Source organism: Streptomyces sp. LBL (assembly GCF_029893585.1).
In the GTDB taxonomy this organism is placed as follows: Bacteria; Actinomycetota; Actinomycetes; order Streptomycetales; family Streptomycetaceae; genus Streptomyces.
In genome coordinates this window covers 43314-58460 of sequence record NZ_JARXYX010000010.1, presented here as the reverse complement: position 1 = coordinate 58460, position 15147 = coordinate 43314, and the positions used below count along the sequence as shown (strand labels likewise).

11 protein-coding genes, 1 tRNA gene and 3 pseudogenes are annotated in these 15147 nt (G+C 69.8%); 7 read left to right on the top strand and 8 right to left on the bottom strand.

Annotated elements, in window-relative coordinates:
* Positions 1-38: 38 nt before the first annotated feature.
* The 3 genes from M2271_RS14255 to M2271_RS14245 are packed head-to-tail and all read right to left on the bottom strand — an operon-like array spanning position 39 to position 5127.
* The gene (locus M2271_RS14255; RefSeq protein ID WP_280887553.1) at positions 39-941 is read right to left on the bottom strand and encodes an LLM class flavin-dependent oxidoreductase; all 903 of its coding nucleotides are present in this window, start codon (positions 939-941) and stop codon (positions 39-41) included.
* Between the two features lie 50 nt (positions 942-991).
* Entirely contained in the window at positions 992-2236 is a 1245-nt protein-coding gene (locus tag M2271_RS14250) for an SWIM zinc finger family protein (protein WP_280887552.1), read from the bottom strand.
* On the bottom strand, positions 2233-5127 hold the full coding sequence (locus tag M2271_RS14245) for a DEAD/DEAH box helicase (RefSeq protein ID WP_280887551.1): 2895 nt from the start codon (positions 5125-5127) through the stop codon (positions 2233-2235). The genes M2271_RS14250 and M2271_RS14245 overlap by 4 nt, the downstream gene beginning before the upstream one ends.
* A gap of 248 nt (positions 5128-5375) precedes the next feature.
* On the opposite strand from M2271_RS14245, the pseudogene M2271_RS14240 reads away from it, so the two are divergent.
* Positions 5376-5531 (top strand): annotated as a pseudogene (locus M2271_RS14240) (DNA-binding protein); the annotation flags it as partial.
* Positions 5532-5603: 72 nt separating this feature from the next.
* On the opposite strand, the pseudogene M2271_RS14235 reads toward M2271_RS14240, so the two are convergent.
* Positions 5604-5822: pseudogene (locus M2271_RS14235) on the bottom strand (LLM class flavin-dependent oxidoreductase); the annotation flags it as partial.
* A 182-nt stretch (positions 5823-6004) separates the two neighbouring features.
* Positions 6005-6589, bottom strand: a pseudogene (locus M2271_RS14230) (MerR family transcriptional regulator); the annotation flags it as partial.
* Positions 6590-6996: 407 nt separating this feature from the next.
* Here M2271_RS14230 and M2271_RS14225 point away from each other — a divergent pair.
* The 6 genes from M2271_RS14225 to M2271_RS14200 all read left to right on the top strand — a co-directional run bounded on the left by M2271_RS14225 (position 6997) and on the right by M2271_RS14200 (position 11234).
* Complete coding sequence (locus M2271_RS14225) at positions 6997-7974, top strand: ABC transporter ATP-binding protein (protein ID WP_280887705.1); 978 nt, start codon at positions 6997-6999, stop codon at positions 7972-7974.
* Positions 7964-8869, top strand: coding sequence for an ABC transporter permease (locus M2271_RS14220; protein WP_280887550.1), 906 nt, complete (start codon positions 7964-7966; stop codon positions 8867-8869). Before M2271_RS14225 ends, M2271_RS14220 begins: the two co-directional genes overlap by 11 nt.
* Positions 8866-9777 (top strand): ABC transporter ATP-binding protein, encoded by a 912-nt coding sequence (locus M2271_RS14215; protein ID WP_280887549.1) that lies wholly within the window; start codon positions 8866-8868, stop codon positions 9775-9777. Before M2271_RS14220 ends, M2271_RS14215 begins: the two co-directional genes overlap by 4 nt.
* Positions 9778-9787: 10 nt before the next feature.
* A complete protein-coding gene (locus M2271_RS14210; protein WP_280887548.1) occupies positions 9788-10507 on the top strand; it encodes an ABC transporter permease in 720 nt (239 codons plus the stop codon).
* Between the two features lie 77 nt (positions 10508-10584).
* Entirely contained in the window at positions 10585-10821 is a 237-nt protein-coding gene (locus tag M2271_RS14205; protein ID WP_280887547.1) for a hypothetical protein, read from the top strand.
* 307 nt (positions 10822-11128) lie between these two features.
* A tRNA-OTHER gene (locus tag M2271_RS14200) sits at positions 11129-11234 on the top strand.
* A gap of 307 nt (positions 11235-11541) precedes the next feature.
* Here M2271_RS14200 and M2271_RS14195 read toward each other — a convergent pair.
* The 3 genes from M2271_RS14195 to pheA all read right to left on the bottom strand — a co-directional run bounded on the left by M2271_RS14195 (position 11542) and on the right by pheA (position 15144).
* Complete coding sequence (locus M2271_RS14195; protein ID WP_280887546.1) at positions 11542-12357, bottom strand: HAD family hydrolase; 816 nt, start codon at positions 12355-12357, stop codon at positions 11542-11544.
* Positions 12354-13631 (bottom strand): serine--tRNA ligase, encoded by a 1278-nt coding sequence (serS, locus tag M2271_RS14190; protein ID WP_280887545.1) that lies wholly within the window; start codon positions 13629-13631, stop codon positions 12354-12356. The genes M2271_RS14195 and serS overlap by 4 nt, the downstream gene beginning before the upstream one ends.
* Before the next feature lie 580 nt (positions 13632-14211).
* A complete protein-coding gene (pheA, locus tag M2271_RS14185; protein WP_280887544.1) occupies positions 14212-15144 on the bottom strand; it encodes a prephenate dehydratase in 933 nt (310 codons plus the stop codon).
* Positions 15145-15147 lie beyond the last annotated feature (3 nt).

Sequence of the window (15147 nt, the reverse complement as noted above, 5' to 3'; positions counted from 1 at the left end):
ATCGCGGATCTGCGGTACCACCGTCCTCACCTGCGCTGTTACCGCAGCTGAGCGGGTGCCTCCATGGCGATCCGCTCGAAGACCTTCTGGTCCGCGGCGAAGTCCGAGTCGGGGATCGGCCAGTGCGTCACGATCTCGGTGAAGCCCAGTTCCCGGTGCCGGCCCGCGAAGTCCACGAACGCGTCGAGGGAGTCGAGCGGACGGGCGCGGTCCGGGGTGAAGCCGGTCAGCAGGATCCTGTCCAGGTCCTGCACGTCCCGCCCGAGCGCGGCGCACGCGTCGGCCAGCTTCTCGGTCTGTCCGCGAAGGGCCTGAACCGACTGTGCGGGAGTGCCGCTTTCGTACAGCCTGGGGTCGCCGGTGGTCACCCAGGCCTGTCCGTACCGAGCGGCGAGCTTGAGCCCGCGTGGACCGGTCGCGGCCACCGCGAAGGGCAGCCGGGGCCGCTGTACGCACCCGGGGATGTTGCGCGCCTCGTGCGCCGCATAGTGGTCACCCTCGTGCGACACGCCCTCGGCGCCGTCCTCGGTCAGCAGCCGGTCGAGGAGTGACACGAACTCGGCGAAGCGGTCGGCACGCTCGCGCGGGGTCCACGGCTCTTGCCCGAGCGTGGTGGCGTCGAAACCGGTGCTGCCCGCGCCGACACCGAGTGTGATCCGCCCGCCGGAGATGTCGTCGAGGGAGATCAGCTCCTTGGCGAGGGTCACCGGATGCCGGAAGTTGGGCGAGGTGACGAGAGTACCCAGCCGCATACTCTGCGTAGCTGTCGCTGCTGCGGTCAACGTGGGTACGGCCCCGAACCACGGGCCGTTCCGGAAGGTGCGCCAGGAGAGGTGGTCGTAGGTGTAGGCGGTGTGAAAGCCGAGTTCTTCGGCGCGCTGCCAGACCTTCTGTCCCTCGCCCCACCTGTGGATGGGAAGGATTACGGTGCTCAGTTGCATGCCTACGACCCTATGCTCCGGTGACTGCGAGCAGTGCTGATGGATTTGTACTACATCCCGGTGCGCTGCCAGATCGCGGTGAGCGCGGTAACGGGGTCGGTGTCGGCCGGTGCCGCCGGCCACCATTCGCCGTCGTTCTCCTGGAGGTAGGGGTACCAGCGGGCGTCGGGCCCCAGGCGCAGCTGGATGCCGTGGTCGAGGAGGGTGAGGCGGTTGCGCCAGGCCCTGAGGCGGACGGGGGCGTCGGTCATCTCGGCGAGGGCCGTGGTCAGGGCGGTACGGGCTGCTGTCATCGCCGACGGTTCCGGGCTGTGGGGCTGTTCGGCGACGGTGATGCCGGTGGGGCCGCCGTGGCGCCATGCGCGGGTGAGACGGGCGAAGGCGATCGGGCTGGCGCCGGTGTTCTGGACCAGGTGGTGGAACCACTCGGGGCCGGGGCCGCTCGCGGCGATGCGTACGGCGTCCTGGTGCTGGGTCAGCCGCAGGGTGGTGGCGTCGCCTGACAGCAGCCGTGCCGCGCGTGCGGAGACATCGGTCATCAGGCGCTCCAGGTCCGCGCCGACGAGACCGCTGCCGGTGGGCGGGGGGACCGGCAGCGCGGCGGCGTGGGCGGACGGTTCGGGCAGGTCGGGCCACCCCGGATCGTGTTCGGTCAGGACGGTCCACGCGGCGTAGGCGCCGGCCGCGTGGATACCGGCCGGAGCGGGCGGCGCGTCGACGGTCCGGCCCGCAGTGCGGCGTGCGCGCAGCTCCGCGAGGACGTCGTCCCGTCCGCGGCCCCGCAGCGCGAACAGCACGAACGGGTCGTCGTCGATGGTGGCGGCGATCGCGTAGCAGAGCGCGGCGGCGTGTTTGCAGGGGTGGCCCCAGTCGGGGCAGGAGCATTCGGGGTCGAGCTCGGTGGGTTGCGGGAGGAGGGGGACGCCGGCGTGGCGGGCGTCGTCGATGAGCTCTGCGGGCATCTCACCGTCGAGGAGTGCGGCGAGATGCCCGGCTCGGGCCGCGATGGTGTCGAGGAGGGTGTCCCACTGGGCGTCGGTGAGGACGGGCAGGTGGACGGCGGAGCGGTACGGGCGCGGGCGGCTGCCCTGGACGGCGGCCTTGACCTGGCCGGGGGCGATGGTGACCGGGCCGACCATGCCCTGGCGGGCGTAGGTGCGTCCGCGGGCCAGGCGCCCCGAGTCGAGGGTGGAGTCCTCCAGGGCCGTCACCCATGCCTGCCCCCACCAGGTCGCGGCGAAGGCCCGCCTGCCGCGGGCGGGTGCACGGCGAGGTCCGGGGACGGACGGGCTCATGACTGCCTCCCCAGGGCGACGAGTTCGGCGAGGTCGGCGTCTGACAGTTCGGTCAGAGTGGCCTCGCCGGAGCCGACGACGGCGTCGGCGAGCGCCCGCTTGGATTCCAGCAGCTTCGCCACCCTGTCCTCCACGGTGCCTTCGGCGATGAGCTTGTGGACCTGGACGGGCTTGTCCTGGCCGATGCGGTAGGCACGGTCGGTGGCCTGGTCCTCGACAGCGGGGTTCCACCAGCGGTCGTAGTGCACGACATGGGTGGCGCGGGTGAGGTTGAGGCCGGTGCCGGCCGCCTTCAACGACAGCAGGAATACCGGCACTTCGCCTCTCTGGAAGCGTTCCACCATCTCCTCGCGTGTGGTGACGGGCGTGCCGCCGTGCAGGAAGAGGGTGGGGATGCCGCGTTCCGCGAGATGTTTCTCCAGCAGAGTCGCCATCTGCTTGTACTGGGTGAAGACCAGCACGGACTCGCCCTCGGCGGTGATGGTGTCGACGAGTTCGTCGAGGAGGTCGAGTTTGCCCGAGCGGCCGTGCAGCGGTGTGGACTGACGCAGGCTGTGCTCTTTCAAATACTGGGCGGGGTGGTTGCAGATCTGCTTCAGCGCGGTGAGGAGCTTGAGGATCAGACCGCGGCGGGCGATGCCCTCGGCTTCGGCGATCTCCGCCATGGTCTCGCGAACCACCGCCTCGTACAGACTCGCCTGCTCGGTGGTCAGCGGGACGACTCGGTCGGTCTCGGTCTTGGCGGGCAATTCGGGCGCGATGCCAGGGTCGGACTTCCTGCGGCGCAGCAGGAACGGGCGGACGAGGCGGGACAGCCGTTCGGCGGCCTGTGCGTCCTCGCCCGACTCGATCGCGCGGGCGTGGCGGTCGCGGAAGGCGGCGAGGGGGCCGAGGAGTCCGGGGGTGGTCCAGTCGAGGAGCGCCCACAGTTCGGAGAGGTTGTTCTCCACGGGGGTGCCGGTGAGGGCGACGCGCGCGCGGGCGGGCAGGGCGCGCAGTTCGCGGGCGGTGACGGCGTAGGGGTTCTTGACGTGCTGTGCCTCGTCGGCGGCGATCAGTGACCAGGCGTTCTCGGCGAGGGCATCGCGGTCGCGGCGCAGCACTCCGTAGGTGACCAGGACGATCTCGTCCCTGGCCAGATCCTTCAGATGGCGGTCGCCGCCGTGGTAGCGGCGCACGGGGGTGGTCGGCGCGAACCGGGCGGCCTCGCGCTGCCAGTTGCCGAGCAGCGAGGTGGGGCAGACGACGAGGGTGGGGCCCGCGGTGGCGGGGTCGGTCTGGCGGTGCAGATGCAGCGAGAGCAGGGTGATGGTCTTGCCCAGGCCCATGTCGTCGGCGAGACAGCCGCCGAGGCCGAGCTCGCACATCTCGGCCAGCCAGGCCAGGCCCCGCTTCTGGTAGTCGCGCAGCGTGGCCTTCAGAGCGGCTGGCTGGGTGGCGGGCATACGGGATTCGGGGTCGCGGATACGGGCGACGAGGTCGCCGAGCGCCCCGACCGCAGCGCAGGTGATGGTCTCCCCGTCCCGCTCCACCTCGCCGGTCAGCGCGGCGCCCAGGGCCTCCATGGGAGTGAGCGGTTCCATCCGGCGGCGTCTGGCGCGGGCCACCAGTTTCGGGTCGGCGACCACCCACTGATCGCGCAGCCTGACGAGGGGGCGGCGTGCCTCGGCGAGGGCGTCCATCTCGGTCTCGGTGAGCGGGTCGCCGCCGAGCGAGAGCTGCCAGCGGAAGTCGAGGAGGGCGTCGGCGTCGAGCATGCCGCCGGCACTGGAGCCGGGCGCGGTGCGCTGCCCGATCTCGGTAGTCGCGGTGAGTGCCTTGACGAGCTCGCGCGGCCAGTGCACGTCGATACCGGCGGCGCGCAGCGTGTCGGTGGCGTCGCCCAGCAGGTCGAACGCCTCGTCGTCGGTCAGTCGTAGCTGGTCCGGGGTGGCGTCCTTCAGCAGTCGGTCGAGCGGTGACCAGACGCGGGCGCCTCGGCGCAGTGCGAGCAGCGTCTCGGTCTCGGCGCGCGGGCCGAGAAGGCGATCGGTCTCGGCCGGTTCGCTCCAGAGCCGTGCGGCCTCCACGACGAGCGACGGATCGGCCGCGGTGTGCAGTTGCAGCACGGCCCGGAACTGCCGACGCCGACCCTCGGGTACGTCGACCCGCAGCGAGACGCCGACGTCGGCGGTGAACGCGGCGGCGGTCTCCTCGGCCCACTCCCGCAGCGCGGGCACGGCGCGCGTCTCGCGCCAGGCGTACGGCAGCGCTCCCATCGCGAGCGGCGCCGCCGGGGTACGGACCAGATCGTCCGCGACAGCGTCGCAGAACTGGCGTACCAGCGCGACCGGTTCCGCGATGCGCAGTGGAGCCGGGCCGGGCTCGGGCAGGCAGTGGGCGTGGGGTGGGAAGGCGGCGCCGAGCGCGTCCAGCGTCTGCCGCTGTACGACGGTGAGGGGACCCGCCTGCCAGGTGTCGTAGCCGACGTCGGTGAGGGCCGGATGGAGACGGCCGTCGGCGAGCAGCCGCAGCGCGAAACTGGAGGCGGCCTGCCAGGCCGCGGCGGACGGATGCGCCGGCCGGGCGTCGGCCAGGGCGGCGACAGCGACGGCGGCGGACAGCGCGTAGCCCTCGACTCTGCGGCGTCGGACCGACCGGCCGTGCGGCAGTACCAGTTCCACCGACTCGGATTCGATGCCCTCGGGCACTGTGCCGTCTGCCGCCGCTGCCCCGGTGGGCTTCCAGAGCAGCAGCCGTCCGAGGCGGGCGGGTTCGCCGGGCAGGAACACCGCCGCCCAGCCGCCGTCGAGCAGGGCGACCGCGAAGGCGGTTGCCTCCGGTGTGGCGAGCGGTGGCGTGATCCTCGTGCTGGTGCGTGGTTCTCGTACGACGACCCGTGCCACGCTCATTCGCCCCATCGTGTTCCAGGCGGCCCTCGCCGCGTCCCGCTCACCAGGCAGTCCCATCATGGAGGGTCGGCGCCACCTTGCTCAAACCCGGATGTCCGCGGCTGTTACCTTTCGGCACGCATGGCCCCGGTGTCACTGGCAGTGGGTACGATGCACCCGCGTGCGGACGTGTGCCGAGCGAGACGGCCATGGGGCGCATATCGCAGTGTGCTCGGGTCATGGCGGACACGACACGTATCACGGTGACGCTCGAAGCCGCCGGTCTGCACGGCCACAAGTACGCGATCGACGCGACCGTGGCCGAGGTGGCCCTGCGTCAGCCGGGCCCGGTGGTCATGCTGACCTCCGATGTCGACGACATGGCCCGGCTGTGTGGCGACCGTGTCCGGCTCATCGGCATCTGAGAGGGGCAGCTGCCAAAGCTGACCGAAGGAAATCCTCGCAGGTCACGCCGCGGTAGGTGAAAAAGCCTCGACCGAGGTGACGAGGGTGCCGAGGCGGATTCGCTCGGTGACGGCCGCGGCGGCGGTCAGGGTGGGTACGGCACCGAACCAGGGCCCGTCGCGAAAGCTACGCCAGGACAGGTGGTCGTAGGCGTACGCGGCGTGGAAGCCGAGTCGTTCGGCACGAGTCCAGGTCGGACGGCCGCCTTCGTGCCAGCGGCGGTGAGGGAGGATCACAGTGCTCAGGCGCATAACCCGTCGACAGGTGAGATCGTCGACGGAGCCCGCCTGGAGGAGCTCGGGTGCCCCTGACCGGTCCGCGCGCCGGGAGAGACGTGAATCACGCGAATGGTTTTGCTTCCGATGTTTGATCCACAGCCAAGTGGAGTTATCCACAGGGGAATTGGCGATTCTGTGGACAACCACCCTTCGTTTCAAGGGGCTTCGTCAAAATCAACTGATGGGTCGTGACTTATGACGAGCCAGTCCAAGGCCCTTGCCCGCAGCTCCGGTTCGAGGGCGGACGCGATGAACTGAACGACGCCCTCCACACCAACGAGCTCTTCGACGGCCCGCATTGTCTTGGCGGGGATCGTCACGGAACGGGTCCGGACGTGGGGTGCCGGGGTCCCCTCCGTTCCGGGGTGCAGCAGCGGATGCCGTACCGCGAACAAGCGCATGGCCCGGGCGAGTTCGGCGACCACTGTCTGCTGCGCGAGGGGGCGCACCTCGTCGTACGAGAGAAGCCGCGATGGCCGCATCCACGTCGGTCGGGCGGTGCGGTTCGTCGGGGCAGCGGGCGACGACGTACTCGGTGGTGAACTCCAGGAAACCGGGGCGATGTGCTCGACCTGGGCCCTCAACTCCTTGAGCGGACCAGGGATCGCGGGCAGCGTAACGCCTGCCGCGTGCAACTCCAGTGCGACAGCAAGCTCTTGGGGGCTCGAGAAGATGGCGTCGTCGTCCCCGGGGACCGACTTCTGCTCGCCCTGCTCGCCCAGTTCCACGGCCGCGGCAACCCCCGCGGCAACCCCCGCGGCAAACCCCGCGGCAACCCCCGCGTCGACCGACGTGTCGCCGAGCCGTCGACCAGCTCGGCCCGGGAGATCGGTACCGCCGCCGTCCGCGCCCGGCGCTCCCGCGCGCCCTCAAGAGGCGCCTGGGTCACTTCTCCTCCACCCGGCGCCGCGTGTCGATCGCGGTACGTGTCCGTAACGTGACACTGGTGAATGCGACAGTCATGGGAGGCTGCGTCAACGACGCCTGTGCCGGACTGTGGACAACCGGGCGGATGTGGAAAACCGGGGCCGCGTTGTTCGACCTCAGGGGGACCCCTAGGGCCCCGTACGACTCGAGGCTGATACCAAGACAGCTCTGCGGAGTGATGACCGGCGTGGTCCGCGTCACTATGGTCGAAGACGTGACTGTGATCGCGACCGAAAGCCTGAGCAAGCGGTACCCCAGGGTGACCGCGCTTGACCGGCTCTCCGTGGATGTCGGGCCCGGTGTGACCGGACTCGTCGGAGCCAACGGAGCCGGCAAGTCCACACTGATCAAGATCCTGCTGGGTCTGTCCCCCGCCACCGAGGGCCGCGCCGAAGTGCTCGGCCTCGATGTCGCCACCAAGGGCGCCGCCATCCGCGAACGCGTCGGCTATATGCCGGAGCACGACTGCCTGCCGCCCGACGTCTCGGCCACCGAGTTCGTCGTGCACATGGCGCGCATGTCCGGCCTGCCGCCGACCGCCGCCCGCGAACGCACCGCGGACACCCTCCGCCACGTCGGCCTGTACGAGGAGCGCTATCGCCCCATCGGCGGCTACTCCACCGGCATGAAGCAGCGCGTGAAGCTCGCGCAGGCCCTCGTGCACGACCCGCAGCTGGTCCTCCTGGACGAGCCGACCAACGGCCTCGACCCGGTGGGCCGCGACGAGATGCTCGGCCTCATCCGCCGCATCCACACCGACTTCGGTATATCGGTCCTGGTCACCTCCCACCTGCTGGGCGAACTGGAGCGCACCTGCGACCACGTGGTCGTGGTCGACGGTGGCAAGCTGCTGCGCTCCAGCTCCACCACCGACTTCACCCAGATCACCGCAACCCTCGCGATCGAGGTCACCGACACCGACGAGCACCCGGACGGCACCCGCGCGGTGCGCGAGGCGCTGCACGCGCGCGGGGTGGACGTCCTCGACGGTGCCGGCGCCCTGCCGGGCGCCGGACACGTGCTGCTGCTCACCGCACAGGGCGAGGAGACATACGACGTGGTGCGCGATGTGGTCGCCGACCTCGGCCTCGGCCTGGTGCGCATGGAACAGCGCCGGCACCACATCTCGGAGGTCTTCACGGACAGCGACGAAGAGCGCGACGCAGAGCGGAAGGAGGCGGTCGGCCATGGCAACTGAGCACTCCGTAGTACCTTCGGGTGACCAGACCCGAATCCACAACATCGGCTACCGCAGCTACGACGGCGCCCGCCTGGGCCGCGCCTACGCCCGACGCTCCCTCTACTCGCAGTCCCTGCGCGGCTCCTACGGCCTCGGCCGCTCGGCCAAGTCCAAGGTGCTGCCGATGCTGCTGTTCGTGGTGATGTGCGTACCCGCGGCCATCATGGTGGCGGTCGCGGTGGCCACGAAGGCCAAGGAACTGCCCCTCGACTACACGCGCTACGCGATCGTCATGCAAGCCGTCATCAGCCTGTACGTCGCCTCGCAGGCACCTCAGTCCGTCTCGCGCGACCTGCGCTTCAAGACCGTGCCGCTGTACTTCTCGCGGCCCATCGAGACCGCGGACTACGTACGGGCCAAGTTCGCGGCGATGGCCTCGGCGCTGTTCATTCTCACCGCCGCCCCGCTGCTGGTGCTCTATGTGGGCGCGCTGCTGGCCAAGCTCGACTTCGCCGACCAGACCAAGGGGTTCGCGCAGGGACTCGTCTCCGTGGCACTGCTCTCGCTGCTCTTCGCCGGCCTCGGCCTCGTGATCGCCGCGGCCACCCCGCGCCGCGGCTTCGGCATCGCGGCCGTGATCGCCGTCCTGACCATCTCCTACGGCGCCGTCTCCACCCTCCAGGCCATCGCCGAGGCGCAGAGCAGCACCGGATCCATAGCCTGGATCGGCCTGTTCTCGCCCATCACGCTCATCGACGGGGTGCAGTCCGCGTTCCTGGGCGCCAGTTCGGCGTTCCCCGGAGGGGGCGGCCCGACCAACGGGGAGGGCACGGTCTACGTCCTCGTCGCGCTGGGCATGATCGCCGCCTGCTACGGCCTCCTGATGCGCCGCTACCGAAAGGTCGGACTGTGACCACGCTCAACATCGACCACGTATCGCGCTGGTTCGGCAACGTGGTCGCCGTCAACGACATCACCATGACCATCGGCCCCGGCGTCACCGGCCTCCTCGGCCCCAACGGCGCCGGAAAATCCACCCTCATCAACATGATGGGTGGCTTCCTTGCCCCCTCCACCGGCACCGTCACCCTCGACGGACAGCAGGTGTGGCGCAACGAGGCGATCTACAAGCACATCGGTATCGTCCCCGAGCGCGAGGCGATGTACGACTTTCTCACCGGGCGCGAATTCGTCGTCGCCAACGCCGAGTTGCACGGCCTGGGCGCCAAGGCGGCCCAGAAGGCGCTGGCCACGGTCGAGATGGAGTACGCGCAGGACCGCAAGATCTCGACGTACTCCAAGGGCATGCGGCAGCGCGTGAAGATGGCGAGCGCCCTGGTCCACGACCCGTCGCTGCTGCTGCTGGACGAGCCGTTCAACGGCATGGACCCACGCCAGCGCATGCAGCTGATGGACCTGCTGCGGCGCATGGGCGACGAGGGCCGCACCGTGCTGTTCTCGTCCCACATCCTCGAAGAGGTCGAGCAACTTGCCTGGCACATCGAGGTCGTGGTGGCCGGACGGCACGCGGCCAGCGGCGACTTCCGCAAGATCCGCCGCCTGATGACCGACCGCCCGCACCGCTACCTGGTGCGCTCCAGCGACGACCGCGCTCTCGCGGCCGCGCTGATCGCCGACCCGTCGACGTCCGGCATCGAGGTCGACCTCGCCGAGGGCGCCCTGCGCGTCCAGGCCGTCGACTTCGGCCGCTTCACGGCCCTGCTGCCGAGGGTCGCGAGGGACCACGGCATCCGGCTGCTCACGGTCTCGCCGTCCGACGAGTCCCTCGAGTCCGTCTTCTCGTATCTCGTCGCGGCGTAGGAGGCCCAAGATGTACGACCCCACAGTCGCCCGGCTCACCTACCGGGCCCTGCTCGGCCGGCGCCGGGCCCTCATCCTGAGCGCGTTGCCCCTGCTGCTGATCGCGATCTCGGTCGTGGTGCGCGGCCTCGCCGGTGCCGACGACCAGACAGCGGCCGACCTGCTCGGCGGGCTCGCGCTCGCCACCATGGTGCCGATCATCGGCGTCGTCGCGGGCACGGGAGCGATCGGCCCGGAGATCGACGACGGCTCGGTGGTCTACCTGCTGTCCAAGCCCATCAAACGGCCGACGATCATCTTCACGAAGCTGATCGTCGCGATCGCCGTGACCATGGTGTTCTCGGCCGTGCCGACGCTGATCGCCGGTTTCATCCTGAACGGCAACGGTCAACAGATCGCCGTCGCCTACACGGTGGCCGCCCTGGTCGCCTCCATCGCCTATGCGGCGCTCTTCCTGCTGCTCGGCACGGTGTCGCGGCACGCGGTGGTGTTCGGGCTGGTCTACGCGCTCGTCTGGGAGGCCCTGTTCGGCTCCCTGGTGGCCGGGGCCCGCACGCTCAGTGTCCAGCAGTGGTCGCTGGCCGTCGCCCACAAGGTGGCCGGCGGGGACCTGGTGACCTCGGACGTCGGACTGACGACGTCGGCGGTCCTGCTCGTCGGGGTCACCGTCCTCGCGACCTGGTACGCCGGACAGAAGCTCCGGTCACTGAAGCTTGCGGGCGAGGAGTAGACGCCCGCTTGTTGACTGGGACTTCACCTCTGTCCGGCCACACTGGGCAAACGGGACGTTCGGCTGGGAGGACGGGGATGGCAGGCGAGACACCGCAGCACGACGGCCGCGGCCAGTCCGGGGACGTATGGGACGACTTGGTCCTCGACGAGGACTTCATACGGTCCGCCGACACGTCCGAACCGTCCGCCCGGGCCCGGATGCTCGCCGCCCGCTGGCGCAACGAGCAGCCGGAGCCCCAGCCCTGGCGCTCCGACGAGCCGCCCGCGGGGTGGTTCTTCAGCAAACGCCGGCGCAGGTGGCGCCGCCGGTAGTACCCGGCCTCGGGGATGTTGCGGCCCACCGGTTCCGGGGGGTTTGCGGTCGCCTGTTAATCAGTGGCGTCGAACTCGGCGTCCAGGCACAGTGGTTGTGTCCAGGACGCCGGGTTCGAACCGGCGCCACGCACTGGGGAGGGGCCGGACGATGTCCATGCACGACAGTTCGTCCTGCTCCCATCAGGGCAGCCCATGGCGGACTCCGGAGTAGTTACTCCTCCGTCGAGTCCGTCCGTACCGGGAGCTGCCCGGGGCGGCCGCTTCGAGCGCGCGACGCGCTGCGTTCGCGTGAGGCCGCCCACCCGGAGGATTGGCCGAGTGGTAAGGCACTGGCTTGCGCTGCGTTCCCTGACAGGCGAGTCATGGTCGGGCCTGGAAAGCCCGCGCACGTTCGATTCGTGCATCCTCCGCGAGACGTTGTCACTGGGACTGGGCCGACATTGCAGGGCCGGCCCCCCGCCCTGCGGAACAACCGCCACGGCGGCGAACATCCGAGCGACCGCCCTCAGCCAGCCAGCCAGCTCAGCAACAGCCCTCAGCTAGTGCCGCGGCAGGCAATGTTTGCCCGAGAAGGAGCGGCGTCTGGTGCGTGCTATCGGCGTGCCGGGCGGAAGCCCTCGTACTGGATGTACTTGGGCTTTCGCCCGGTGCGGCGAGAGTGCGTGCCAGGCGTCGCGACGGGGCGAACATTGCCTGTCGCGGCACTAGCCAGCCAGCTCAGCTCAGCCACCGCTCCAACACCACCGCGATCCCGTCCTCCTCGTTCGAGGACGTCACCTCGTTCGCCACCGCCTTGAGCTCCTCGTGGGCGTTGGACATGGCCACGCCGTACGAGGACCAGGCGAACATCGGGATGTCGTTGGGCATGTCACCGAAGGCGATGGTGTCGGCGGCCTTCATACCGAGGCGGCGGGCCGCGAGGGAGAGACCCGTGGCTTTGGAGAGGCCGAGGGGGAGGAGCTCGACGATGCCCTCACCGGCCATCGCGACCGTGACGAAGCCGCCCGCGGCGTGGCGGGAGGCCTCGGCGAGCTCGTCGTCCGTGAGCGTGGGGTGCTGAATGTAGATCTTGTTCAGCGGGGCCGTCCACAGGTCGGACGCGTCCGTGAACGGTGTCGCGGGAAGCCTGCCGGTGACCGCGTAACCGGGGCCCACCAGCACCTCGCCGTCCAGTCCGTCCCGGCTCGCCGCGAGGTACAGCGGGCCGACCTCCGCCTCGATCTTCGCCAGCGCCACCCCGGCCAGCTGCCGGTCGAGCGTCACCGACGTCAGCAGGCGATGCTCGCCGGCGTCGTACACCTGTGCGCCCTGGCCGCAGACCGCGAGGCCGTCGTAGCCGAGATCGTCGAGGATGTGCCGGGTCCACGGGACCGCGCGGCCCGTGACGACGATGTGGGCGGCGCCCGCCGCGGTGGCTGCGGCGAGCGCCTCACGGGTGCGCTGCGATACCGACTCGTCGGAGCGCAGGAGCGTTCCGTCGAGGTCGGTCGCGATCAGGCGGTAGGGAAAGGCCGGGGCAGCGGACGTACTCACTTGGCGACCGGCTCCAGGACCTCACGGCCGCCCAGGTACGGACGCAGCACCTCCGGCACCCGTACGGAGCCGTCGGCCTGCTGGTGGTTCTCCAGGATCGCGACGATCGTGCGCGGTACGGCGCACAGCGTGCCGTTGAGCGTCGCCAGCGGCTTGACCTGCTTGCCGTCCCGCATACGGATCGACAGCCGGCGGGACTGGAACTCGGTGCAGTCCGAGGTCGAGGTCAGCTCGCGGTACTTGCCCTGGGTCGGGATCCACGCCTCACAGTCGAACTTGCGGGCGGCCGAGGAGCCGAGGTCGGCCGAGGCGACGTCGATCACCCGGAACGGCAGCTCCAGGGACGTCAGCCACTGCTTCTCCCACTCCAGCAGACGCTGGTGCTCGGCCCGCGAGTCCGCGGGGTCGACGTACGAGAACATCTCGACCTTGTCGAACTGGTGGACGCGGAAGATGCCCCGGGTGTCCTTGCCGTGCGAGCCGGCCTCGCGGCGGAAGCAGGGCGAGAAGCCCGCGTACCGCAGGGGGAGCCGGTCGGCGTCGATGATCTCGTCCATGTGGTACGCCGCGAGGGGGACCTCGGACGTGCCGACGAGGTAGAGGTCGTCATCGGCGAGGTGATAGACGTCCTGGGCCGCCTGACCGAGGAAACCGGTGCCGGCCATCGACTGCGGGCGGACCAGCGCGGGCGTCAGCATCGGCGTGAACCCGGCCGCCGTGGCCTGCCCGATCGCCGCGTTCACGAGCGCGAGTTCGAGGAGCGCGCCGACTCCCGTCAGGAAGTAGAAGCGCGAACCCGAGACCTTGGCGCCGCGCTCGACGTCGATCGCGCCGAGAATGGTGCCGAGCTCCAGGTGGTCCTTCGGCTCGAAGCCCTCGGCGCCGAAGTCACGGACCGTGCCGTGCGTCTCCAGCGTGACGAAGTCCTCCTCGCCGCCCACGGGTACCTCGGGGTGGACGAGGTTACTGAGCCTGAGGCCGAGTTCCTGGGCGGCGGCGTCGGCGGCGGCGCGCTCGGCGTCCGCGGCCTTGACGTCGGCGGCGAGCTGGCTCGCCTTCCTCAGCAGCTCGGCCTTCTCGTCGCCGGAGGCCTTGGGGATGAGCTTGCCGAGCGCCTTCTGCTCGGCGCGCAGCTCGTCGAAGCGGACGCCGGACGACCTGCGCAGCTCGTCGGCAGACAGGAGGGAGTCGACGAGCGCGACGTCCTCTCCACGGGCGCGCTGGGACGCGCGCACACGGTCGGGGTCCTCACGGAGCAGGCGAAGGTCAATCACGCGCTCAAGGCTACCGGTGCGGGGTGACGGCTCACGACTCACTATTCCGAGGCGTGCGCCGAATCGCGCCTTACGTTTCTTTATCAGCCGAATTGCCCTCTGTATTGCTGAGTGCCCCCCGTGTTCCCTGTGTCAATAAAACGGTGTCTCACTCCCTGGGACGAGTCATATGAGGGGCGTCGGGTTGACTCGATATTCCTTGTGCGGGAGGGGACTTGAGGGCCTCTCCGGTCGCCGGAATCCACAGCCCCGAAAAGTTATCCACAGGCTGTGCGAAAGATCTGTGGATACTGGATGTGATCATTCCGAATCGGCTGTGCGGCACGAGGAATTCCCCGCCCAAACCGGTCGCACACCCACTTTCGGGTGGAAATAGGTCACCCCGGGGGATGGACCGAGGGAAACGGGTGGACGAAGGGTGACCTACGAGGCGGTGGCGAGCCGGGGGTCGAAGGGTGATATGTCGACCGAATGGCACTTCGTTGTCGACTTGTCCCCAGGTCGAGAAGCTGACCTGTGGATAACTTCTGTGGATAACTAAAATCAGCAGGTAGGACAGGTGTGACTGGCCGGAAACACCCTAGAAACGTCCGTCCTGGCACCGCGTCACCCAGTCCGCCGCCGCGACGAACTCCTCGTCGGAGGTCCCCACCAGCGGCAGCCGTACGTCCGCCACCTCGGCATCCGCCCGCGGGTACGAACCGAGGAAGCGCACGTTGAGACAGATCCGTTTGAGCCCCATCAGGGTCTCGGCAACCCGGCGGTCGGAGATATGGCCCTCGGCGTCGATGCAGAAGCAGTAGTTGCCGATGCCGGCGCCGGTGGGCCGGGACTGCAGCAGCATCAGGTTGATGCCGCGCGTGGCGAACTCGCCCAGCAGGTCGCGCAGGGCGCCGGGATGGTCGTCGCGCTGCCACAGCACGACGGAGGTCTTGTCGGCACCGGTGCGCGCGGCGGGCCGGGCCGGGCGGCCGACCAGGACGAATCGCGTCTGGGCGTTCTCCGCGTCGTGGATCCCGGTCTCCAGGGCCTGCAGGCCGTACCGGGTGGCGGCGAACTCGCCCGCGAAGGCGGCGTCGTACTGGCCCTCCTGGACCAGACGGGCGCCGTCCGCGTTCGAGGCGGCCGACTCCCAGTGGGCGTCCGGGAGGTTCCTCTTGAGCCAGTTGCGCACCTGCGGCTGGGCGGCCGGATGCGCGGAGACCGTCTTGATGTCGGACAGTTCGGTGCCCGGGCGGACCAGCAGCGCGAAGGTGATCGACAGCAGCACCTCGCGGTAGATCATCAGGGGTGCGCCCGCGACCAGTTCGTCGAGCGTGGTGGTGATCCCGCCCTCGACGGAGTTCTCGATCGGCACGAACGCGGCCTCGGCCTCGCCGCCGCGGACCGCGTCGAGCGCGGACTGTACGGACACATACGGAATCAGCTCCCGCGTCGCCGCCTCAGGAAGGGTGCGCAGAGCGACTTCTGTGAAGGTGCCCTCGGGACCGAGATACGCATAGCTCGCTGGCATGAC